Source organism: Nocardioides sp. DN36 (assembly GCF_055380375.1).
This window is the reverse complement of record NZ_AP043823.1, coordinates 3,026,178-3,048,603: the sequence shown is the minus strand read 5'-3', so window position 1 is coordinate 3,048,603 and position 22,426 is coordinate 3,026,178. Positions and strand designations below refer to the sequence as shown.

Sequence of the window (22,426 nt, the reverse complement as noted above, 5' to 3'; positions counted from 1 at the left end):
TCTACCACTCAGACGATGGTCGCCTTCGGCGGCACGACCTTCTGGCTGACGGTGGCGATGATGTCCTGGTAGCGCGAGCCGGTGAGCTTCGCGAGGTGGTGCAGCGCGTGCGCGTCGAGCCCCACCAGCACCCGGGCCTTGTTGCCCAGGATGCCCTTCACGATGATCTCGGCGGCGCGCTCGGGGGTCATCTTCGCGAGCTTCTCGTCGAAGAGCCGCGCGGTCGCCTCCTTGTCCTCGCGGGCCGAGACCCGCGCGTTGCGGGCGATCGCGGTCTTGATGCCGCCGGGGTGCACGGCGGTCACGCCGACCGCGTGACCGGCGATCAGCATCTCCTCGCGCAGTGCCTCGGTCAGCCCGCGCACGGCGTACTTGGTCGCGTTGTAGGCGCTCTGGCCCGGCATCGAGATCAACCCGAAGAGCGAGGAGAGGTTCACGACGTGGCCGTCGCCGGAGGCGATCAGGTGCGGCAGGAACTCCTTGGTGCCGTGCACGACGCCCCAGAAGTTGACCCCCACGATCCAGTCCATGTCCTCGTAGGTCAGGTCGACGAGGTCACCGGCCAGCGCGACGCCGGCGTTGTTGATGACGACGTTGACCCGGCCGAACTGCTCGGCGACGGCAGCGGCGTACGCCGCGAAGGCGGCGCGGTCGGCGACGTCGAGGCGGTCGCTGCGCACCTCGCGCGCGCCGGCGGTGGCGGCGAGCTCGACGGTCCGGGCCAGCCCCGCCTCGTCGACGTCGGAGAGGGCGAGCAGGGCGCCACGGCGGGCGGTGTTGACGGCGAGCGCGCGACCGATGCCGGAGCCGGCTCCGGTGATCACGACCACCTTGTCCTCGAGGGTCTTCATGCGGTCACTTCCTCGGTCTGGCGGGGGCGGGTGGTGGTGCGGGGTGCGGTCACGTCGTACGCCGCCACGTCGAAGCGGGACAGCAGCCCGCGGAACGCGAACGTCGAGCGTGGCCACAGGGTGGTGTTGCGTCCGTGGTCGTCCATGTACCAGCTCGAGCATCCCCCGGTGCTCCACACGGTCCTCCTCATCCGGCGCTGCAGGTCGGCGTTCCACTCCCGGGTGGCGCTCGGGGTGGGCTCCACGGCGGCGTACCGGTGCGCATCCATCGTGCGGATCGCGTCGCGGAGGTACTCCACCTGCGACTCGATGATGAAGACCATGCTCGAGTGGCCGAGCCCGGTGTTCGGGCCGACCAGCATGAACAGGTTGGGGAAGCCCGCCACGGTGGTGCCCTTGTAGGCGGCCATGCCGCTCTCGCGCCACTGCGCGGCCAGGGTCCGGCCCTCGCGGCCGGTGATGTGCTCGGTGATCGGAAGCTCGGTGGTGAAGAAGCCGGTGGCCACGACGATCACGTCGACCGGGCGCTCGACCCCATCCTCGGTGACGACGGCCTCGGCGGTGACCCTGCTGATCCGGTCGGTGACGACCTCGACGTTGTCGGAGTCCAGCGCGGGGTAGTAGGTGTTGGAGATCAGGATCCGCTTGCAGCCGATCTCGAACGTCGGCGTGAGCTTCTCCCGCAGCGCCGGGTCCGACACGCCCTTGGCGAGGTTGGCCAGCGCCATCTTCTTCGCGGGCAGCGCCAGCTTCGGCTGCAGGGTGAAGCCGGGGACGTAGGTCTCCCGGCCCCAGTAGATCGCGGTCCGGTAGAGCTTCTGCAGGCCCGGCACGTGGCGCAGCGCGAGCTTCTCGAGGCGGCCGTACCTGCGGTCGTTGCGGGGGAGGACGTACGGCGCGGTGCGCTGGTAGAGGTCGAGGTGCCCGACCCGCTCCTGGATCTCGGGGACGATCTGGATGGCGGACGCGCCGGTGCCGATGACCGCGACCCGCTTGCCGGCGAGGTCGACGTCGTGGTCCCAGCGGGCGGAGTGGAAGAGCTCGCCCCGGAAGTCGCCGATCCCGTCGATGTCGGGCAGCCGCGGCTCGGAGAGCCCACCCGCGCCGAGCACGAGCGTGCTCGACGTGATCGTGGTCCGGCCGCCGGCGTCGGCGATCTCGGTGCGCCAGACCTGGGCCTCGTCGTCCCAGGCAGCGGACTCCAGGGTGGTGTGGAACCGGAACCGGTCGAGGGTGCCGGACTCCTCGGCGACGCGCCGGAGGTAGGCCTGGATCTCCGGCTGGGGGGAGAAGGACATCGACCAGTCGGGGTTGGGGGCGAACGAGAAGGAGTAGAGCTGGCTCGGCACGTCGCAGGCCGCGCCGGGGTAGGTGTTGTCGCGCCAGGTGCCGCCGACGTCGCCGCCCTTCTCGATGACCAGGAAGTCGTCCTCGCCGTCCTCGGCCAGCTTGATCGCCGCGCACAGGCCGGCGAACCCGGCGCCCACGACGAGGTGCTTCACGTGCCCCGTGGAAGTCATGGCCCGACGGTATTGGCGTTATTGAACAAGTGTCAATAGAATGTCCTGCGTGACGGCCGACACACCCTCCGACGCTCCCGCCCCGCGCGACGCCGGGGCCGCGCGCACCCGGCTCAGCCCGGACCAGCGCCGGTCGCAGCTGCTCGACCTCGGCGTACGCCTGCTCGCCACCCGCTCCCTCGACGAGCTGTCGATCGACCTGCTGGCCGAGGAGGCGGGCATCTCCCGGGGGCTGCTCTACCACTACTTCGGCAACAAGCACGCCTTCCACCAGGCCGTCGTACGCCGGGCCGCGGACGACCTGATCGCCCAGACCGCGCCGCCGGTGGACGGTGAGCCGCTGGAGCGTCTGCTGACCTCGGTGACCGCCTACCTCGACTACGTGGTGGCCAACCACGAGGGGTACCTCTCGCTGGTCAAGGGCGCGGCGAGCGGCAACGACACGCTGCGCGAGATCTACGACGAGGCCCGCTCGGCGCTGACCGACCGGATCTTCCGGGAGGACGCGCAGGGGACGATCGTCCCGGACACGCCCGCGACCCGGCTGGTCGTGCGCGGGTGGGCGGCGATGACCGAGGAGCTCGTCCTGACCTGGGTGCGGGATCCTGCCGGGGTCACCCGCGAGGAGCTGCTGGCGGTGATCGCCGCGTCGCTGCCGGCCCTGGTGGAGGTCCTGCCCTGAGGATCGCTCGTGTCCACCGGCGCGGGGGGATACTGGGGACATGGACGAGCTCGTCGAGCTGTCGGTGGCGGAGTGCCGCGACCTGCTCGGGACGGACACCGTCGGCCGGGTCGCCTTCGTGACGCCCGCCGGCCCGCGGCTGGTGCCGGTGAACTACGCCCTGCACGAGGACGCGATCGAGATGCGGACCACGGCGTACAGCGAGCTGGGGGTGTACGCCCCCGGCCACGAGATCGCCTTCGAGATCGACCAGCTCGACGGTGAGCGGCGGCGCGGCTGGAGCGTGGTCGCGCACGGCGTCTGCGAGCGGCTCGAGGAGCCGAACGCCGGCAGCTGGCACCGCACCGGCCCCGGGCCCGAGCCCTGGGCGGGTGGCGTCCGGCCGCTGTGGCTGCGGCTGGAGTGGCGCGAGCTCACCGGCCGCCGGGTCGGTGGCCAGCACTGGCCCCACCCCGTGGTCAGCGGCCGCGGCCGCGGCTACTGACTGTCCTGGGACTACTGGACCCCGCTGGACAGGTCGTAGACCGTCACCCCGTCCACGGTCTGAGCCTCGAAGTTGGCCGCCACCCAGGCCGCGATGTCGGTCGAGGAGCTGCCGCTCGCGCTCGGACCACCCGTCCCGCCCGTGCCGCCGCCGGCGATGAACCAGTGCACCTCGCCGTCGGCCACGTAGGTCTGGAACTCCTCCAGCGTCGGGCTGGGATCGCTGCCGTTGAAGCCGCCGATCGCCATCACGGGCTCCTCGCTCGCCAGCTGGTAGCCCGCGGCGGAGTTGGACCCGACCGCGGCCGCGACCCACGTGTAGGCGTCCGCGTCGGTGCGGAGCAGGGCGGTCAGCTCGCCGCCCGCGGTGCTGCCGGTCAGCAGCCCGCCGGCGCTCGAGCCGCCGGTCGTGGCCGCCCCGCCGGTCGTGCCCATCCCGCCGGGCATGCCCATGCCGCCGGGTCCACCCATGCCGCCGGGGCCGCCCTGGCCGCTCGGCCCGGCGGTGGGGATCGAGCCGGTGTGCGGGGTGGCCGCGGTCGCGAGGGAGTACGCCGTGGGGCCGGCCATTGCGGCCACGAGCGCAGTCACCGCCACCGCACGGCCGGCCTGCCGCGGCAGGTGCCGGACGCCGGCGAGCATCAGGGCGGCGGCGAAGCCGAGCGTCGCGACGACGTACTTCAGCCACGGGTGCCAGTCGCCGGCCCGGTCGAGGAGGACGAACGCGAGCGCGGTCGTGCACGCGACGGCGAGGGCCAGCAGGCCCGACGCGACGAGGGAGCCGCGGTTGCGCCACAGGGTGTGGGCGCCGATCGCGACCAGCGCCGCGATCGCGGGCGCGAGCGCCACGGTGTAGTAGGCGTGGAAGATCCCGGCCATGAAGCTGAAGGTCAGTGCCGTGACCAGCAGCCAGCCCAGCCAGAGGGTCAGCCCCGCCTGGACCCGACGCGGCCGGTCGAGATCCCGCGCGAACCACAACCCGGCCGCGCCGAGCACCAGTGCCGCGGGCAGCAGCCAGGCGACCTGCCCGCCGATCTCGCTGTTGAACATCCGCAGGATGCCGGTCTCCCCCCAGCCGCCGTTGCCGCCGACCGAGCCGGTCTCGTCGCCGGTGAGCCGGCCGAAGCCGTTGTAGCCGAGCGTGAGCTCGAGGATCGAGTTGTCCTGGCTGCCGCCGATGTAGGGACGCGACGACGCCGGCCACAGCGAGACGATCGCGACCCACCAGCCGCCCGCGAGCACCATCGAGCCGAACGCGACGAGCAGGTGGCCGATCCGCCTGCGCAGCGGGATCGCGGCGAACAGGACGTACACCAGCGCCAGCGCCGGCAGGACCAGGAACGCCTGCAGCATCTTGGTCAGGAACGCGAGGCCCACCAGCGCACCGCCCAGCGCCAGCCACGGCAGGGGTCGACCACCCTCGAGCGCCCGGGTCGCCTCGACCGCCCGCTGGGTGGCGTAGGCGGACCCGATCAGCAGCAGCACCAGGAGGGCGTCGGGGTTGTCGAAGCGGAACATCAGCACGGCCACGGGCGTGAGCGCCAGGGTCGCGCCGGCGAGCAGGCCCGCGGCCGCGGAGCCCGTCGTACGCCGCACCGCCGCGTGGAGCAGCGCGACGGCGGCCACCCCCTCGAGTGCCTGGGGCACCAGGATGCTCCACGAGGAGAGCCCGAAGAGACGCACCGAGAGCGCCATCGGCCACAGCGACAGCGGGGTCTTGTCGACGGTGATCGAGCTCGCGGCGTCCGAGGAGCCGAAGAAGAACGCCTTCCAGGACTCCGACCCGGCCTGCGCCGCGGCCGCGTAGAACGAGTTGGCCCACCCGGAGCTGCCCAGCCCCCAGAGGTACAGCGCCGCGGTGCCGAGCAGCAGCCCGGCCAGGGCCACCCGCTCCCACGGCCAGGCGGTCGGCGCTGGTCGCCGCGGTGTCGGCGGAGCGGTGGGGGAGGGCGCGCGGAGGGTGTCGGTCGTCATGGTCCGCAGCCTGTCGGCCCGGTCTGGCACCCCCGTCGGTCCGCCCTGTGGGGCCCCTGTGAACGGATAGTCCGGCACGTTTCTGACGTGGCCCCGCGTCAGAAACGTGCCGGACTATCCGTCGGGAGGGCCGATCCGTCAGAAACGTGCCGGACTATCCCGGGAGATCGACGGTGAGGGTGGTGTCGCCGGGGGAGGAGGCGAGGGAGACGGTGCCGCCGTGGGCGTGGACGATGGCCTCGACCAGGGCCAGGCCGAGGCCGGCGCCGCCGACGGGGGCCTCGCCGTCGGAGGTGGCGCGGGTGCGGGCGACGTCGCCGCGGGCGAACCGCTCGAAGGCGTGCTCGACCAGCTCGGGCGGGAAGCCGGGCCCGTCGTCGTGCACCGTGAACCGGCCGCCGCCGGGGGTCGCCCGGACGGACACCGTGACGGTGGTGCCGGCGGGGGTGTACTTGCGGGCGTTGGTCAGCAGGTTCGTCACGACCTGGTGCAGCCGCCGGTCGTCACCGGTCACCTCGACCGCGTCGTCGGGCAGCTCCAGCCGCCACCGGTGGTCGGGCGCCACCACCCGGGCGTCGGACACCGCCTCCAGCAGCAGCCTGGTCAGGTCCACCGGCTCCCGTTCCAGGGGTCGGCCCGCGTCCAGGCGGGCGAGCAGCAGCAGGTCCTCGACCAGGGCCGTCATCCGGCCCGACTCCTCCTCGACCTTGCCGAGGGCCGCGCCCACCGTGCCGGCATCGTCCGGACGACGGCGCGCCAGCTCGGTGTAGCCGGCGATGGTGGTCAGCGGGGTGCGCAGCTCGTGGGAGGCGTCCGCGACGAACTGCCGCACCTGCTGCTCGCTGCGGTGCCGCGCCTCCAGCGACGACTCGACGTGGGCGAGCAGCGTGTTCAGCGCCGACCCCACCTGGCCGACCTCGGTCCGCTCGTCGGTGAGGTGGTCGGGGACCCGCTCGGTGAGGTCGATCTCGCCGGACGCCAGCGGCAGCTCGGCCACGGTGTGCGCGGTCTGCGCGACCTCGCGCAGCGGCCGCAGCTGACGGCGTACGACGAGGAGCCCGGCGCCCGCAGCGGCGCCGACGCCGAGCAGGGTCAGCAGCAGCTCCCAGCCGATGAGGGAGGTGACGGTGGCGTCCACGTTCTTGGTCGGGAGGCCGGTGACCAGCCGGTCGCCGTCGGGTGTCTGCACGACGGTCACCCGGTAGGAGCCGAACCCGGGCAGCCTCACCCCGTGCACGTCGCCGTCCGTCGGCACCGCGGAGAGCTCCCGCAGCGCGGACGTCGACAGCGGCGTGCTGCCGGCGCGTTCCTCGCTGTTCACGAAGCCGCGGGCGGTGCCGCTGCCGATCGAGGCGATCAACGTGCCCGGGCCCTGGTAGCGCGAGTCCAGCGGCGGCCGCGGCGGCCCGCCCTCGTCGTGGTCGTTGTCGTTGTCGCCGGCCCGGGCGACCGACGACCGCACGTCCCGGTCGAGGCGGTCCATCAGGGAGGAGCGCATCGCCAGCGTCGTCGCGGTCGCGATCAGCAGGCAGACGATCGCGACCAGCGCCACCGCGGTGAGCACCAGCCGCGACGTGAGCGAGGCGAAGTGCGACCTCACGTCGCCGGCTTCAGCACGTAGCCCGCGCCGCGCATGGTGTGGATCATCGGGTCGCGCCCGGCGTCGATCTTCTTGCGCAGGTAGGAGATGTAGAGCTCGACCACGTTGGCCTGGCCGCCGAAGTCGTAGTTCCAGACCCGGTCGAGGATCTGCGCCTTCGACAGCACCCGGCGCGGGTTGCGCATCAGGAAGCGCAGCAGCTCGAACTCGGTCGCGGTCAGCGAGATCTCCTGCCCGTCGCGAAACACCTCGTGGCTGTCCTCGTCGAGGCTCAGGTCGCCCACGGTGAGCACCGACGACGTGGCCGCCTGCTGGGCCCCGGCCCGGCGCATCAGCCCCCGCAGCCGGGCCACGACCTCCTCCAGCGAGAAGGGCTTGGTGACGTAGTCGTCGCCGCCCGCGGTCAGGCCCGCGACCCGGTCCTCGACCGCGTCGCGGGCGGTGAGGAACACGACGGGTACGTCGGGATCGGTGCTGCGCATCCGGCGCAGCACCTCGAGCCCGTCGAAGTCCGGCAGCATCATGTCGAGCACCACCGCGTCGGGGCGGAAGTCCTTGGCCGCCGCCACCGCCTTGGTCCCGGTGTGGGCGGTCGCCACCTCCCACCCCTCGTAGCGCAGGGCCATCGAGATCAGCTCGGCGATGTTGACCTCGTCGTCGACGACGAGCACGCGCAGGGGGGACCCGTCGGGGCGTGTCAGCTCCATGGCCCCACTCTGCCGTCGAGGTGGCCGGTTCCGCTGTGGCTTTCCTGTGTGAAGGCTGTGCGTGTCGCTGCGGGCGCGGCGGTAGCCGGCTCACGGAGGCAGCACAGGATCCGCACAGGAGCAGTCACGAGAGTCGGGGCCATGGACGAGCAGACCCCTCAGACCCCCGCCCCGACGAGCGCTCCCGCCGCGGCGCGCGCCTCCGGCCTCCGTGACCGGGTCCTCGGCTGGCGCGGTGTCACGGCCGTCGCGCTGGCCAGCGTCATCCTCGGCGGCGTGGGTGGCGCCGTCCTCGGAACGGTGAGCGACGGCGGCGACCAGAGCGGGATGCGCGGCGGCCCCGGCGGCCTCGGCGGACCCACGCGCGGGATGCCCGCCGGGGTGCCGGGGCAGCTGCCGCCCAGCACGACGCCGCAGCAGGACGGCTCCGACGGCTGAGCCCGCCTCCCGGCAGGGCCGGGCAATCGGTTCGCCCGGCCGACCACGGCACAGGCACAATGGCCGGCATCATGTCCGGCCCCGCAGCTCCGCCCGATGAGACGGCACCGTTGGAGATCACCTATCCACCCGAGCTGCCGGTCACCCAGCGTCGCGACGACATCGCCGCCGCGATCCGCGACCACCAGGTCGTGATCATCGCCGGCGAGACCGGGTCGGGGAAGACCACGCAGATCCCCAAGATCTGCCTCGAGCTCGGCCGTGGCCGGCGTACGCAGACCGGGCGTGGCCGGGACGGCAAGCCCCGCTGGAGCGGCGGCCTGGTCGGGCACACCCAGCCGCGCCGGATCGCCGCCCGCTCGGTGGCCGAGCGGATCGCCGAGGAGCTCGGGACCGAGCTCGGGGACCTGGTGGGCTACCAGGTGCGCTTCACCGACCGCACCTCCCGGTCGAGCCGGGTCAAGCTGATGACCGACGGCATCCTGCTCGCCGAGCTGCAGCGCGACCGGATGCTGCGCAGGTACGACACGATCATCATCGACGAGGCCCACGAGCGGAGCCTCAACATCGACTTCCTGCTCGGCTACCTGCGACGGCTGCTGCCGAAGCGGCCCGACCTGAAGCTGGTCATCACCTCGGCCACCATCGACCCCGAGCGGTTCGCGCGCCACTTCGCGGACCGGCGGGGGAACCCTGCGCCGATCATCGAGGTCTCCGGGCGCACCTACCCCGTCGAGGTCCGCTACCGGCCCCTCATGGCCCTCCGAGACGGTTCGTCCCTCGCCTCCTCAGGGACCGACGACGTGGACGAGGAGGGGGAGACGGTCGTCCGCGACCAGACCGAGGCGATCGTCGACGCGGTCAAGGAGCTCTCGGCCGAGGGGCCCGGCGACATCCTGGTCTTCCTGCCCGGCGAGCGGGAGATCCGCGACACCGCCGACGCCCTCGCCGACCTGACCCGGTCGACCCGGGGCGGCGGGCTCGAGGTCGTGCCGCTGTACTCCCGGCTCTCGGCCGCCGAGCAGCACAAGGTCTTCTCCCCGCACACCGGCCGCCGAGTGGTCCTCGCGACCAACGTCGCCGAGACCTCGCTGACGGTGCCGGGCATCAGGTACGTCGTCGACAGCGGCGTCGCCCGGATTAGCCGGTACTCGGCACGCACCAAGGTCCAGCGGCTGCCGATCGAGCCGATCAGCCAGGCCTCGGCCAACCAGCGCTCGGGCCGCTGCGGCCGGGTCGAGGCCGGCATCGCGATCCGGCTCTACTCCGAGGAGGACTTCGAGGGGCGCCCGGCGTTCACCGACCCCGAGATCCTGCGGACCAACCTCGCCTCGGTGATCCTGCAGATGACCTCGCTCGGGCTCGGCGACATCGCCCGGTTCCCGTTCGTGGAGCCGCCGGACAAGCGCAACGTGAGCGCCGGCGTCCAGCTGCTCGAGGAGCTCGGCGCGGTCTCGACGGGCTCGACGGACGAGAAGAGCAGCCTCACCCGGGTCGGGCGTCGGCTGGCCAGGCTCCCGATCGACCCCCGGCTGGCCCGGATGATCATCGAGGCCGAGCGGCTCGGCTGCGTGCGCGAGGTGATCGTGATCGCGGCGGCGCTCTCGCTGCAGGACCCGCGGGAGCGTCCGGCCGAGCTGCAGGCCCAGGCCGATCAGCAGCACGCCCGGTTCAAGGCCGAGGACAGCGACTTCCTGACCTGGCTCAACCTGTGGCGCTACCTGAAGAAGCAGCAGCGCGAGCTGTCCTCCTCGGCGTTCCGACGGATGTGCAGACGGGAGTTCCTCAACTACCTGCGGGTGCGCGAGTGGCAGGACTTCGAGTCCCAGCTGCGCCAGGTCTGCAAGGAGATGGACATCGACGTCGGCCACCCGGCCGACAACCCTGACGCGGACGGCATCCACCAGGCGCTGCTCTCGGGGCTGCTGAGCCACATCGGACTGCTCGAGGAGCGCGAGAAGGAGCGCGGCGGCAGCGGCCGTCGGCCGATGCGCGAGTACCTCGGCGCCCGCGGTGCGCGGTTCGCGATCTTCCCCGGCAGCGGCCTGGCCCGGAAGAACCCGCAGTTCCTGATGGCCGGCGAGCTCGTCGAGACCAGCCGGCTGTGGGCCCGGCAGAACGCCGCGATCAAGCCCGAGTGGGCCGAGCGCCTCGGCGAGCACCTGGTCAAGCGCACCTACAGCGAGCCGCACTGGAGCAAGAAGCGGGCCTCGGTGATGGCCCACGAGCGGGTCACGCTGTACGGCGTACCGCTGGTCGCCGACCGGCTCGTCGGCTACGGCAGGATCGACCCGGCGCTGGCGCGCGAGCTGTTCATCCGGCACGCGCTGGTGTACGGCGAGTGGCACACACGCCACAAGTTCTACGAGAAGAACCTGGCCCTGCTCGAGCAGGCCGAGGAGCTGGAGCACCGCGCCCGCCGCCGCGACATCGTCGTCGACGAGCACACGCTGTTCGACTTCTACGACGCGCGCGTGGGCGCCGAGGTGGTCAGCGGTGCGCACTTCGACCAGTGGTGGAAGCGCGCCCGGCAGAAGCAGCCGGAGCTGCTCACCTTCGACCCGGAGATGCTGACCCACGACACCGCGGAGGAGATCCGGGCCGCCGACTACCCGGAGACCTGGGTGGGCGAGGGGCTGACCTTCCCGATCAGCTACCACTTCGAGCCGGGCGCCGCCGACGACGGCCTCACCATCGACGTCCCGGTCGCCACCCTGAACCGGGTCGACGCCGACGACTTCTCGTGGAACGTCCCGGGCCTGCGCGAGGAGCTGGTCACCAGCCTGGTCCGCAGCCTGCCGAAGAACCTGCGCGTCAACTTCGTGCCCGCGCCCAACAAGGCCCGGGAGTTCCTGGCGGCCGTGCCGCCGGGCGAGGAGCCCCTCCTCGACGCCCTCGAGCGGTACTTCCGCTCCACGACGGGGGTCGTGGTGCCCCGCGACGCGTGGGACTGGAGCAAGGTCCCCGACCACCTGCGCCCGACCTACCGGGTCGTGGACGACACCGGCCGCGAGCAGGCCCGCGGCAAGGACCTCGAGGCGCTCAAGGAGCCGCTGCGGCCGAGCTTCGCCCAGGCGATCGCCGAGGTGGCCGCCGACAGCGGCATCGCCCGGACCGGTGAGACCGACTGGGTCTTCGGGACCATCGAGCCGTCGTTCACCCAGAAGCGGGCCGGCCACGAGGTGCGCGGCTTCCCGGGCCTCGTCGACGAGGGCGAGACCGTCGGGCTCCGCGTCCTCGGCTCGGAGGTGGAGCAGGAGGCGCAGCACCGGCTCGGTGTCCGCCGGCTCCTGCTGCTGACCACGCCGTCCCCGGTCAAGACGGTGCTCGACGGGCTCGACAACGCCCAGAAGCTGGGGCTCGCGGGATCGCCGTACCCCTCGGTCGCCGAGCTCCTGGAGGACTGCCGGGCCGCCGTGCTCGGCACCCTGGTCGACTCGCGCCCGGTGGTGCGCGACGAGCAGGGGTTCGCGGCGCTGCGGACCGAGGCCGCCCGGGACCAGGAGGCCCACCTGCGCGCCGTGCTGGCCGACCTGATCGGGGTGCTGGACGCGTGGCGGCAGGCCGAGAAGGCGCTGAGCGGCCGCGCCGACATGACCATGCTGCCGGCGCTCTCCGACATGAAGGCGCAGCTCGCCCGACTCGTGCACCGCGGCTTCGTGGGCGAGGCCGGCGCGACCCAGCTGCGCCGCTACCCGGCGTACCTCGCCGCGCTGCAGCACCGGCGCGAGCGGCTGCCCGGGCAGGTCAACCGGGACCGCCAGCTGATGGACCAGATCGGTGACCTCCAAGACGCCTGGCTGCACCAGGTGGAGGCGCTCCCCGACGGACGCCCGCCGGGCGCGCACCTGCGGCAGGCGCGGTGGATGCTCGAGGAGTACCGCATCTCGCTGTGGGCCCAGCACCTCGGCACGGCGTACGCCGTGAGCGACCAGCGGATCCGGAAGGTGCTGGGGTAGGGCCCTGTCGGAATCACCGGTGCACCGGTGACTCCTGATGTTCTCAGCCGGTGCAACGGCTGAGAACATCAGGAACCGGCTGAGAAGTAGCCTGTCGAGGTGAGTGATCGACCCCATCACCGACCGATGACCCCCGGCGCCACCTTCTTCGAGGCGATCACCGGCGGGGTCGACCCGGCCGTGGTGAGCGAGGCCGCCGACCGCGCCGCCACCCTCCTGGTGCGCGGGGCCCGGGAGGCCGACGACGACGCCGTCGCCGACCGGCTGCTCCACCTCGCCGACACCGAGGGCATCGAGGCGATCGCGGAGGTCTGGTCGGGCTCGCCGGCCGACTCCCTGGCCGGCTGCCTGTGGCGGCTCTACCTGCTGCGCTCGTGGGTGTACGCCGACCCGGTCGCCGTCGCCGCCGAGTTCGAGGCCGGCCGGGCCCGGGCCCAGGTGGCCCGGGTCGTGGCGGGGGTGGCCGACCCGCCCGGCCCCGACGAGCTCAAGGCCATGGTCGACCAGGTGCTGCGCGGCATCGCCGGCAGCGACTTCGCCGACGTGCTGCTGCGTGCGGCCGCCTTCGCCCGGGTGGTCGCGACCGGCCGGGCGACGTTGTCCGGCCCGTCCGAGGCCGAGGTGCGCCGGATGCTGGTGCTGGCCGAGCAGCTCGAGGCCGCCGGCCACGCCGAGCTCCGCCACGGTCTCGCCTGACCCCGACCAGACCACCGGCGGCCGGTGTGGGACGACTCTCAGCGAGGTGGCTTGAGTGAGGCCCGCGGCGTCGTAAGGTTGGTGCTCGGAGCACGTCGGGCCGCGGCAGCCCCGGGTCCCAAAATAAGCCGCTACGAGCGGCCACGCGCCGTGAGGCGCTCCCGGTCCGGCGTGCTCCACCTTCGCCTCCCGGCACGGCACCGGCCGTGTCCTAGGCTCCGGGCATGGTGAGCCTCCGCCGCCGACTGAGCGGCCTCCTGCGACCGACGCGCCGCCGCGCGCCCCGCGGTGCGCCTGGCCGTGCACCCCGCCGTGCGCCCCGCGGTCGCGACGAGATCGGCTACGCGCCACGCGCCGACGGACGTCCGGACCCGGGCGAGGTCGTGTGGGCGTGGGTGCCCTACGAGGAGGGCGACGGCCGGGGCAAGGACCGGCCGGTGCTGCTGGTCGGACGACGGAGCACTCCCGACGGCCAGCGGCTGCTGGGCCTGATGCTCACCAGCAAGGACCACGACCGTGACGCGGCCGACGAGGCCCGCTGGGGTCGGCAGTGGATGGACGTCGGCACCGGTGGCTGGGACCGCGAGCGGCGGCCCAGCGAGGCCCGCCTCGACCGGCTGCTGGTGCTGGACCCAGGGACGGTACGACGCGAGGGCGCCGCCCTGGACCGGGCCACGTTCGACCGGGTGCTGGACGCGGCCCGGCAGCTGCACGCGCTCGGGTGACCGAGCCCACGCGCGGGGACCGCCGCAGCGACCGGGAGGTGCCCTTCCGGTCGGTAGGGTGGAGTGCCGGCAGCCGCGGCCGGGACACGGCGCGGCTGAGGCACGGGCAGGCACGGGGCGAGAGGAATCGGGTGAAGGTGCTGCGCAGGTCAGCGGGGGCGGTCCGGATCGGGCGGTCACGCCGCAGGAGCGGCCGGCGGGTCCCTGCCGCGCTGACGGCCGCGGCCCTGGCGCTGGCCCTCGCCGGCTGCGACAGCGGCGGCGCCGAGCCCGGCCCGACCCTGCGCAGCGAGAGCACGACTCCCACCACCCCGCGCACGGCGCTGAGCTTCGGTGTCTACGGCCCGCGCGACGAGGTCGCCGCGCTGCAGGGCGTGGTGGACACCTTCAACGCGTCCTCCGAGGGCAGCAAGGTCACGCTGCACTCGTGGTCCAGCCACGACGCGATGGTCTCGGACCTGCGTTCCTCCAGCTCCGGCTCCACCGAGGTTCCCGACGTCTTCATGGTGTCCCGGTCCGACCTCGCCTGGCTGCAGGAGGAGGGGCTCACCCAGCCCGTCGACGAGATGCTCGACGAGCGCGGCGTGGACTTCGGCGACGGCTACTCCCGCGACGCGCTGCAGGCCTTCAGCGCGGACAACCGCCTGCAGTGCATGCCGTACGCCATCTCGCCGATGGTCATCTACTACAACACCCGGATCGTCGACTTCGGCCGGATGCAGGACAAGGGCCTGGACGCGCCGGACCCCGCGGGCACCAACAGCCGCTGGACCTTCGACCAGTTCGAGGCGGCCGCCAAGTTCGCGTCGCGGCCGCGCAAGGGCACCCGTGGCGTCCACATCGACCCGACGCTGCGTGGCCTGGCGCCGTTCATCTACTCCGGCGGGGGTCAGGTCTTCGACGACGAGGAGACCCCGACCTCGCTGGCCTTCTCCGACGGCGACACCCGTGCCGCGCTCGAGCGGACCCTCGAGGTGCTGCGCGACCCGCACCTCACCCTGACCAGCGACCAGCTCGCCAAGGCCCCGGCGCTGACCTGGTTCGAGCGCGGCAGGCTCGGCATGATCGCCGGGTTCCGGTCGCTGGTGCCCGAGCTGCGCCAAGTGCCCGGGCTGCAGTTCGACGTGATGCCGATGCCGGCGCTGGGCGGCAGCGCCACGGTCGGTGACATCACCGGGCTGTGCGTCTCCGCCGACGCGGCCAGCAGCCCCGAGGCGGCGGACTTCATGGTGCGCGTGCTGTCGACGGCGTCGGTCAACCGGGTGGCCCAGACCGGCTACATCGTGCCCGCGAACCTCGAGGCCGCGGCCTCCGACAACTTCCTGCAGCCGAGCCGGCAGCCCGCCCACCCGGCGGTCTTCAACTCCAGCGTCCGGTCGGTGCACCTGCCCCCGCTGATCGACCACGGCCCCGAGCTCGAGAACGCCGTCGCCGGCAGCCTCGACGAGCTGTTCACCGTGCCGGTGCTCGACCTCGACGCGATCACCGAGCGGATCGACGAGGAGTCACGCACGGTGCTCGACCCGCAGAGCGGGAGCGAGAGCCCCGACGCCGGGTAGCCCGGCCTCAGGCCTCGGGCGCCCCGTCCGAGGCCTCGGCGTCGGCCTGCAGCACCGCGGTGGTGAGGACCGGCGCGGTGAGCGCGATCTGCCAGCTGCGGGCGCCGTACGCCGCGAGCTGGGCCACGATCTCGTCCAGCAGCGTGCCGGGCTCGCGGGTCCGCGGCGGGGTCCACAGCGTGCGCCGCAGGTAGTCGGGGGTGAGCAGGTTCTCGACCGGCAGGTTGTTGCTCTCCGCGATCCGGGTCAGCTCGTCGCGGGCCAGCGCGAGCCGGCGAGCGGCGACCGGGTCCTTCTCGGCCCAGGCGCGCGGCAGCGGCGGCCCGTCACCACGCGGGGAACGGGTCGGCAGGTCGTCCTCGGGCATCTCCCCGGCCGCGGTCAGGGCCGCCATCCACCGGCCGGCGTAGCGCTCGGCGCCGCGGCCGTGGAAGCCGCGGGTGCGCAGCAGGGCGCCCTTCTCGGTCGGCATCGCCTGCGCCGCGGCCACGATGGCCGAGTCGGGGATGATCCGGCCCGGCGTCACGTCGCGCTGCTCGGCGATCTCGTCGCGAGTCTCCCACAGGGCGCGGACCGCGCCCAGGGCCCGGCGGCCGCGCACCCGGTGCAGCCCGGAGGTGCGCCGCCAGGCGTCGACGCGGGCCGGCTGCTCGAAGCCGCGCAGGGCTTCGAACTCCTGGCGGGCCCAGTCGTCCTTGCCCGCGGCGACCAGCTCGGCGGCGAGGGCGTCACGCAGCTCGACGAGGACCTCGACGTCGAGGGCGGCGTACTCCAGCCAGGGCTCCGGGAGCGGCCGGGTCGACCAGTCCACCGCGGAGTGCTCCTTGGCCAGCCGGTAGCCCAGCAGGGTCTCCACCAGCGTCGCGAGCCCGACCCGCGGATAGCCCAGCAGCCGCCCGGCGAGCTCGGTGTCGAACAGCGCACTCGGCCGCAGGCCCACCTCCGCGAGGCAGGGCAGGTCCTGGGTGGCGGCGTGCAGGATCCACTCGGTGCCCTCGAGCACCTCCTGGAGCGGCGCGAGGGACTCGAAGGCGATCGGGTCCACGAGGTGGGTGCCGGCGCCCTCGCGGCGCAGCTGGATCAGGTAGGCCCGCGAGGAGTACCGGTAGCCGGACGCGCGCTCGGCGTCGATCGCCACCGGACCGGTGCCGGCCGCGATCGCCCGGCAGACCTCCGCCAGGGCGGCCTCGGTCTCCACGACGGGAGGGAGGCCGTCGCGCAGGTGCAGCAGCGGGCGAGCAGGCTCCTCCGGAGCTGCGGGGAGCTCCTCGTCCGCGGTCTCGGCGTCGGTGGGCTCGGCGTCGGAGGGGTCGGCGAGGGGAACCATGGAGGTCAGTGTCCCGCACCCCGCTGGCCGCGGCGGCTCGGGATCACCGCAACGCCCTCGGGGACGGGTGGCAGACCCACCGCAGTGCACAGCAGCTCGCCCCACGCCTCGACGTGCGGCGCCATGTCCAGCGGGGCGCCCGGGGCGGCCTGCGGGCTCGGCCGCGGCGACCAGGAGGCGCGGATCTCGAGCTGGGCGGTGCCGCCCTCGTCGGCCATCCCGCCGAAGCTCTCGGTGGCGACCTTGGTGACGGTGCCGGAGGCGGCGGCGTACGTCGCGCCGTGGGCGTCGAGCGCCTCGGTCAGCCACGACCAGCCCACCGCGCCCAGCATCGGGTCGGTGATGAGCTCCAGGTCGATCTCGGCGCGGGCGTAGGCCACGCAGCGGAACGTGCCGTCCCAGGCGTCGTTGCCGGCGGGGTCGTGCAGCAGGATGATCCGGCCGGTACCGACGTCGGTGTCGTCGACGGTGACGTCCGCGGACAGTGCCGCGGCGTACGGCGCGATCCGCTGCGGCGCCGGCATCTCCTCGCAGAAGACCTCCGGTCGCAGCCGCGCGGCGTGCATGCTGTCCACGGCGTCCCGGAACTCGGGGGGAACAGCTCCCGCACCCGTGCCCGGGTGCGTCTCCTGACGGACGACCATGGGTTCACAGTAGGTCGGGGACCCGGTCTCGATGTGCGAACACGCCGGTTGACCTGCGAGGCTTCGCCTGTGAGCAGCCGTCCCGACCTCTCCGAGAGCGCCTTCCTCAAGGCCGCACGTGGCGAGCCCGTGCCGCACACGCCGGTCTGGTACATGCGCCAGGCGGGCCGCTCGCTGCCGGAGTACCTCCGGGTGCGCGAGGGCGTCGGCATGCTCGAGTCGTGCATGGACCCCGAGCTGGTCGTGGAGATCACGATGCAGCCGGTCCGGCGCTACGGCGTGGACGCCGCGATCTTCTTCTCCGACATCGTGCTGCCGCTCAAGGCCGTCGGGGTCGACCTCGACATCAAGCCCGGGGTGGGTCCCGTGGTCGCCGAGCCGGTGCGCACCCTGGCCGACGTCGAGGCGATCCCGGACCTCACCCCCGAACACGTGCCGTTCATCACCGAGGCCGTCCGCGGCCTGGTGGGCGAGCTGGGCGGCACCCCACTGATCGGGTTCGCGGGCGCGCCATTCACGGTGGCGTCGTACCTCGTCGAGGGCGGCCCCTCCAAGGAGCACGCCAGGACCAAGGCGATGATGTTCGGCGCCCCCGAGGTCTGGGACGCCCTGATGGGCAAGATCGCCGGGATCGCCGCGGCGTACCTCGAGGTGCAGGTCGCCGCGGGCGCCAGCGCCGTCCAGCTGTTCGACTCGTGGGCCGGCGCGCTCACGCCGCAGGACTACCGGGACCACGTGATGCCCCACTCCGCCCACGTGCTCGAGCGCGCGGGCGCGCTGGGCGTGCCGCGGATCCACTTCGGGGTCGGCACCTCCAACCTGCTCACGCTGATGGGCGAGGCCGGCGCCGACGTGGTGGGCGTCGACTGGCGGATGCCGCTGGCCGACGCGCTGCCGCTGGTGGGCGACCGGGGCGTGCAGGGCAACCTCGACCCGACGCTGGTCTTCGCGCCGACCGAGGTGATGACGGCGCGGGCCGCCGAGGTCATCGAGGCCGGCCGCGCCGCGAAGGGTCACATCTTCAACCTCGGCCACGGCGTGATCCCCTCCACCGACCCCGACCAGCTCAAGCGGCTGACGGAGTTCGTGCAGTCCTACCCGCTCTGACCGGCGGGGGTCAGGCCGTCGGGGCCGCCTTCTTGGCCGCCGTCTTCTTGGTGGTGCGCCGGCGGCTCGTGGTCTTCGTGGCCGCCCTCGACGGGCGCAGCCGGACCCGCACGGGCTGGTCGGGGAGCTGCTCCACGTCGACGTAGTCCTGGGCGCGCACCAGCTCGACGAGCTTGGGGTAGCCGTAGTTGCGGGAGTCGAACGACGGGTTGTTCGCGCCGATGTGGCTGCCGACACCGGACAGCGCCGCCCACCCGTCGTCCTGCGAGACCGAGTCGATCGCGGCCACCAGGATCCGGCGCAGGTCCGGCAGCGGGGTCGCGGCCTCGTCGTCGGGCTCGGTCGCGGGTGCGGCGGGCGGGGTCTCGTTGCTGCCGAGGACCTCGAGGTAGATGAAGCGGTCGCAGGCGGCCACCAGCGAGGCGGGAGTGCGACGCCGGCCGAGCCCGATCACGGTCTTGCCGGACTCGCGCAGCCGGGTCGCGAGCCGGGTGAAGTCGCTGTCGCTGGACACGATGGCGAACCCGTCGAGGTTGCCGGAGTAGAGCAGGTCCATCGCGTCGATGATCAGCGCGGAGTCCGTGGAGTTCTTGCCCGAGGTGTAGGAGAACTGCTGCACGGGCTGGATCGCGTGCCGGTGCAGCTCCTCCTTCCAGGGGGTCAGCTGCTGGGTCGTCCAGTCGCCGTAGGCGCGCTTGACGGTCGGGACGCCGTACCGCGCGAGCTCCTCGAGCATCGCGCCGGCGTGCGCGGCCGAGGTGTTGTCGGCATCGATCAGGACGGCGAGGCGTCTGCTGCTGGCTGGCACCCCGCCAGCCTCGCAGGTTCCGCGGACGAGGGGGAGGGAACGGCGGTTCAGCCCTCCGGGACCGCGTCGGTCGGGTGGGTACGCCGGCGGCGGACGGTTCGCAGCACCGGCCACGCGAGCAGGGCCAGCACCAGCAGCACGACCAGGAACGGCAGCAGCGCGCCGAGCGCGGTGGCGAGCCCGACGGCCACCGCGGTGAGGCCGTGCCAGCCCGCGGAGAGGCCGGCGAGGAAGCCGGTGTGGTCCTCGTGCGCGGTTGCGCCGGCGTGGCGCTCGCGCTCGATGTCGACGCTGATCGTCGCCGACGAGGTCTGGTCGGCCAGGTAGGCCGACTGCTGCTCGAGGGAGTCCAGTGCGGCCTGCCGCTGGGAGAGCTCGGACTCGATCAGCACGATGTCGCGCAGGTTCTGGGCGCGGTCCAGCAGCGTCTCGACCCGGGCGACGCTGCGCCGCTGGGCGCGCAGCCGGACCCGGGTGTCGATCACCTTGGTGGTGACGTCCTTCTCGTCGGAGCTGGCGTGGGCGAGCTCCGCTACCCCGCTCAGCGCGCCCATCGCCGCGTCGAAGTCGGCCGAGGGCACCCGCAGCACCAGTCGGGCGTCGACCGCCTCGCCGTCGTCGTCGGAGTCGGTCTCGTCGCTGGTCACCTCGCCGTCGTACCGGTCCACGATCCGACGCACGTCGCGCCGGGCGGAGGCCACGTCGGTGGCCCGGAGGTGGACCTGGCCGGTCGAGATCACGGCCTTGCGCTGCACCCGGTGGCCGGTGTCGGTGGCCACCGCGCCGCGCACGGCCGACTCGACAGGCGCGTCACCGGCGACCGAGCCCGAGATGGAGTCCGCGGAGCTGGCGCCGCCCGCGTCCGAGGAGCTCCCGGACGAGCAGGCGCCGAGGGTGAGGGTGGCGGTGAGGCCGAGGACCGCGACGAGGGCGACGGTACGGCGGCGGTGCGTGCGGGTCATGCCATCTGGGACGGATCCTTCCCCGGAGGGGTTCCCCTGCGGTAGGCGCGGGCGTGGGAGATGAGTGCCGCCTGCAGGTCGCGGACCGGGAGCGGGGCCCGCTGCCCGCGCCGCTGGCGCAGCACGAGCGTGATCGCGGTGCGGTCGCCCGAGATCGGGCGGTAGGTGATCAGGCCGGCCCGTTCCATCGGGTCGCCCGCGACGCTGTAGTCCGGCAGGACGGTCAGCCCCAGCCCCTCGGCCACCATGACCTTGCCCAGCTCGGCGCCGTCGGTCGTGTAGCTCACCGGAGGCATCTGGGAGCCGAAGAGCCGGTGCGCGAAGCGGTGCATCAGGTAGCCGGCCCGCATGGCCACGAACGGCTCCGCCCGCAGCTGGTCGATGCGCACCTCGTCCTGGGCCGTCAGCGGGTGGTCGGCGCGCAGCACCACGACCGGGCGACCGTGCACGAGGGCCTGGCCGACGAGCTCCGGCTCCGGGTCGTCGCCCTCCAGGACGTTGACCAGCCCGAGGTCGAGGCTGCCGTCGAGCAGGCCCTGGTGGATGTCGGACTGCTGGGTGTTGATGACCTCCACCGTCGTCGACGGGTGGGCGGAGCGGACCTCGCTCACGGCCGGGACGAGCAGCGTCGAGGTCGCGGTGCTGACGGTGCCGACCCGGATCGCCCGGGTGCTGGTGGCCTGGTCGCCGGCGGCGGTGCGCAGTCGCTCGACCGCCTCGAGCACCTCCACCATGTTCTGCTGGAGCTCGCGCCCGCGCCGGCTGATCCGTGCGCCGGAGCGGTGCCGGTCCAGGAGCGTCACGCCGAGCTCGCGCTCGAGCTTGCTCACCGCCTCGCTCAGCGCCGGCTGCGAGATGTGCAGGTGCTCGCTCGCGCGGCGCAGCGACCCGTGCTGGGTCACGGCGGCGACGTACTCGAGCTGTTCGATCCTCACCGGGTCCTCCTGCTTTCGTCAACGGTGGCGAGGGACGTGGGCTGTCACCGGGTGACAGGCAACGCCTGTCACCCCATCGCCGACTCCGCCCGCGTGGCGGGCTGTTTCGGCTTGCACCGGTCATCAAAGTACATCAACATGATTGACATAAGGGCCGAAGAGTCATCGAGCCGATCAGACGAGGAGTGCCGAGAATGAGGAACGGGACCGACAGCGGTGTCGCGGGCACCCCGACGACCGCCGTGAGCCCGACCGTGCCCGTGCTCTCCTCCGCCGAGGCGCTGCGGGTCGCCGAGGAGGCGGCCGCGCAGCTCGCCCAGGAGGCCTCGCGCCGCGACGCCGAGCGCCGGCTGCCCGGCCCCGAGCTCGAGGCGATCACCGCCTCGGGCCTCTTCGCCATCACCGTGCCCGCCCGCAACGGCGGGGCCGACCTGCCCGCCGAGGTGGTCGCCGAGGTGTTCCGGCTGCTCGCCCACGGCGACCCCAGCGTCGCCCAGATCCCGCACAGCCACTTCGTCTACGTCAACGCGTTGCGCCACCAGGGCACCCCGGCCCAGCAGGAGTTCTTCTTCGGCCAGGTGCTCGCCGGCCGACGCTTCGGCAACGCGCAGTCCGAGGTCGGCACCCGCCACGTGCGCGACATCCGTACGACGCTGACCCCGACCGGCAACGGCTGGCTGCTCAACGGCGTCAAGGGCTACAGCACCGGCGCGTTGTTCGCGGACTGGATCCCCGTGCTGGCCCACCTCGACGAGGGCACCGAGCCGGCCCAGGGGCCGCTGCACGTGGCCTGGGTCGAGCGTTCGGCGCCCGGCGTGACCGTCGTCGACGACTGGGACGGTCTCGGGCAGCGGACCACGGCCAGCGGGACCGTGCGGCTGGAGAACGTCGCGGTGCAGACCGCGCGCATCACGCCGTACCACCTCACGTTCGAGGGCCCCCAGACCTACGGCGCCTTCGCCCAGCTCCTGCACGCTGCCATCGACGCCGGCATCGCCCGGGCCGCTCTCGACGAGGCCGCCCGCTTCGTGACGTCGAAGAGCCGGCCGTACCCGGACGCGCAGGTGGAGCGGGCCGCCGACGACCCGCTGGTCGTGCACGCGTTCGGCGCGATGGAGCTCCAGGTCCGTGCGGCCGAGGCGCTGCTCGGCGCCGCGGGTCGCGCGGTCGACAGGGCCGACGCCCACCTGGACGAGAAGTCGGCGGCCGAGGCCAGCCTTGCGGTCGCCGCCGCCCGCGCCTCCAGCAGCCAGGCGTCGGTCGACGTCTCCGGTCGCCTCTTCGAGGTCGCCGGCACCCGCTCGGCGCTCGCCAGCCTCAACCTCGACCGGCACTGGCGCAACGCCCGCACCCACACCCTGCACGACCCCGCCGCCTGGAAGGTCCAGCACCTGGGCCGCTACGCGGTCGACGGAACGCTGCCGCCCAACCACGGCCAGCTCTGAGGAA

At 73.2% G+C, this 22,426-nt stretch carries 19 protein-coding genes; 9 read left to right on the top strand and 10 right to left on the bottom strand.

The window, feature by feature from the left end:
* Positions 1-8: 8 nt before the first annotated feature.
* Together ACZ43H_RS15460 and ACZ43H_RS15455 are read right to left on the bottom strand one after the other, a co-directional pair.
* Positions 9-851 (bottom strand): SDR family NAD(P)-dependent oxidoreductase, encoded by an 843-nt coding sequence (locus tag ACZ43H_RS15460; RefSeq protein ID WP_464584273.1) that lies wholly within the window; start codon positions 849-851, stop codon positions 9-11.
* The gene (locus tag ACZ43H_RS15455) at positions 848-2,371 is read right to left on the bottom strand and encodes a flavin-containing monooxygenase (protein ID WP_464584271.1); all 1,524 of its coding nucleotides are present in this window, start codon (positions 2,369-2,371) and stop codon (positions 848-850) included. The genes ACZ43H_RS15460 and ACZ43H_RS15455 overlap by 4 nt, the downstream gene beginning before the upstream one ends.
* A 49-nt stretch (positions 2,372-2,420) precedes the next feature.
* Here ACZ43H_RS15455 and ACZ43H_RS15450 point away from each other — a divergent pair, with 49 nt between their 5' ends.
* Entirely contained in the window at positions 2,421-3,053 is a 633-nt protein-coding gene (locus ACZ43H_RS15450) for a TetR/AcrR family transcriptional regulator (protein ID WP_464584269.1), read from the top strand.
* Positions 3,054-3,093: 40 nt separating this feature from the next.
* Positions 3,094-3,537, top strand: coding sequence for a pyridoxamine 5'-phosphate oxidase family protein (locus ACZ43H_RS15445; protein ID WP_464584268.1), 444 nt, complete (start codon positions 3,094-3,096; stop codon positions 3,535-3,537).
* An 11-nt stretch (positions 3,538-3,548) separates the two neighbouring features.
* On the opposite strand, the gene ACZ43H_RS15440 is transcribed toward ACZ43H_RS15445, so the two are convergent.
* From ACZ43H_RS15440 to ACZ43H_RS15430, 3 genes are all read right to left on the bottom strand, one after another.
* Positions 3,549-5,510: a mannosyltransferase YkcB-related protein gene (locus ACZ43H_RS15440; RefSeq protein ID WP_464584266.1), complete on the bottom strand. Its 1,962-nt coding sequence runs from the start codon at positions 5,508-5,510 to the stop codon at positions 3,549-3,551.
* 154 nt (positions 5,511-5,664) lie between these two features.
* The gene (locus tag ACZ43H_RS15435) at positions 5,665-7,110 is read right to left on the bottom strand and encodes a sensor histidine kinase (protein ID WP_464584264.1); all 1,446 of its coding nucleotides are present in this window, start codon (positions 7,108-7,110) and stop codon (positions 5,665-5,667) included.
* On the bottom strand, positions 7,107-7,817 hold the full coding sequence (locus ACZ43H_RS15430; protein WP_464584262.1) for a response regulator transcription factor: 711 nt from the start codon (positions 7,815-7,817) through the stop codon (positions 7,107-7,109). The genes ACZ43H_RS15435 and ACZ43H_RS15430 overlap by 4 nt, the downstream gene beginning before the upstream one ends.
* Positions 7,818-7,958: 141 nt before the next feature.
* Here ACZ43H_RS15430 and ACZ43H_RS15425 point away from each other — a divergent pair, with 141 nt between their 5' ends.
* The 5 genes from ACZ43H_RS15425 (at position 7,959) to ACZ43H_RS15405 (ending at position 15,194) form a co-directional block, all read left to right on the top strand.
* Complete coding sequence (locus ACZ43H_RS15425; protein ID WP_464584260.1) at positions 7,959-8,255, top strand: hypothetical protein; 297 nt, start codon at positions 7,959-7,961, stop codon at positions 8,253-8,255.
* Between the two features lie 71 nt (positions 8,256-8,326).
* A complete protein-coding gene (gene hrpA, locus ACZ43H_RS15420) occupies positions 8,327-12,214 on the top strand; it encodes an ATP-dependent RNA helicase HrpA (RefSeq protein WP_464584258.1) in 3,888 nt (1,295 codons plus the stop codon).
* Between the two features lie 99 nt (positions 12,215-12,313).
* Positions 12,314-12,910, top strand: coding sequence for a hypothetical protein (locus ACZ43H_RS15415; RefSeq protein WP_464584256.1), 597 nt, complete (start codon positions 12,314-12,316; stop codon positions 12,908-12,910).
* 224 nt (positions 12,911-13,134) lie between these two features.
* On the top strand, positions 13,135-13,635 hold the full coding sequence (locus ACZ43H_RS15410) for a type II toxin-antitoxin system PemK/MazF family toxin (RefSeq protein WP_464584254.1): 501 nt from the start codon (positions 13,135-13,137) through the stop codon (positions 13,633-13,635).
* A 131-nt stretch (positions 13,636-13,766) separates the two neighbouring features.
* Complete coding sequence (locus ACZ43H_RS15405; RefSeq protein ID WP_464584252.1) at positions 13,767-15,194, top strand: ABC transporter substrate-binding protein; 1,428 nt, start codon at positions 13,767-13,769, stop codon at positions 15,192-15,194.
* 7 nt (positions 15,195-15,201) lie between these two features.
* Here ACZ43H_RS15405 and ACZ43H_RS15400 read toward each other — a convergent pair whose 3' ends face one another.
* The gene (locus ACZ43H_RS15400; RefSeq protein ID WP_464584250.1) at positions 15,202-16,521 is read right to left on the bottom strand and encodes a ribonuclease D; all 1,320 of its coding nucleotides are present in this window, start codon (positions 16,519-16,521) and stop codon (positions 15,202-15,204) included.
* A 5-nt stretch (positions 16,522-16,526) separates the two neighbouring features.
* Positions 16,527-17,165 (bottom strand): DUF3000 domain-containing protein, encoded by a 639-nt coding sequence (locus ACZ43H_RS15395; RefSeq protein WP_464584248.1) that lies wholly within the window; start codon positions 17,163-17,165, stop codon positions 16,527-16,529.
* Between the two features lie 69 nt (positions 17,166-17,234).
* Between ACZ43H_RS15395 and hemE the strand changes: the two genes are divergently transcribed.
* On the top strand, positions 17,235-18,272 hold the full coding sequence (gene hemE / locus ACZ43H_RS15390) for a uroporphyrinogen decarboxylase (RefSeq protein ID WP_464584246.1): 1,038 nt from the start codon (positions 17,235-17,237) through the stop codon (positions 18,270-18,272).
* A gap of 10 nt (positions 18,273-18,282) precedes the next feature.
* Here hemE and ACZ43H_RS15385 read toward each other — a convergent pair whose 3' ends face one another.
* Genes ACZ43H_RS15385 through ACZ43H_RS15375 form a run of 3 tightly spaced genes read right to left on the bottom strand, consistent with a single transcriptional unit; the run spans position 18,283 to position 20,977 of the window.
* Positions 18,283-19,080 (bottom strand): NYN domain-containing protein, encoded by a 798-nt coding sequence (locus tag ACZ43H_RS15385; protein WP_464584244.1) that lies wholly within the window; start codon positions 19,078-19,080, stop codon positions 18,283-18,285.
* A 47-nt stretch (positions 19,081-19,127) separates the two neighbouring features.
* Positions 19,128-20,042, bottom strand: coding sequence for a DUF4349 domain-containing protein (locus ACZ43H_RS15380; RefSeq protein ID WP_464584242.1), 915 nt, complete (start codon positions 20,040-20,042; stop codon positions 19,128-19,130).
* A complete protein-coding gene (locus ACZ43H_RS15375; protein ID WP_464584240.1) occupies positions 20,039-20,977 on the bottom strand; it encodes a LysR family transcriptional regulator in 939 nt (312 codons plus the stop codon). The genes ACZ43H_RS15380 and ACZ43H_RS15375 overlap by 4 nt, the downstream gene beginning before the upstream one ends.
* A gap of 194 nt (positions 20,978-21,171) precedes the next feature.
* Between ACZ43H_RS15375 and ACZ43H_RS15370 the strand changes: the two genes are divergently transcribed.
* Complete coding sequence (locus ACZ43H_RS15370) at positions 21,172-22,422, top strand: SfnB family sulfur acquisition oxidoreductase (protein ID WP_464584238.1); 1,251 nt, start codon at positions 21,172-21,174, stop codon at positions 22,420-22,422.
* Positions 22,423-22,426: the final 4 nt, after the last annotated feature.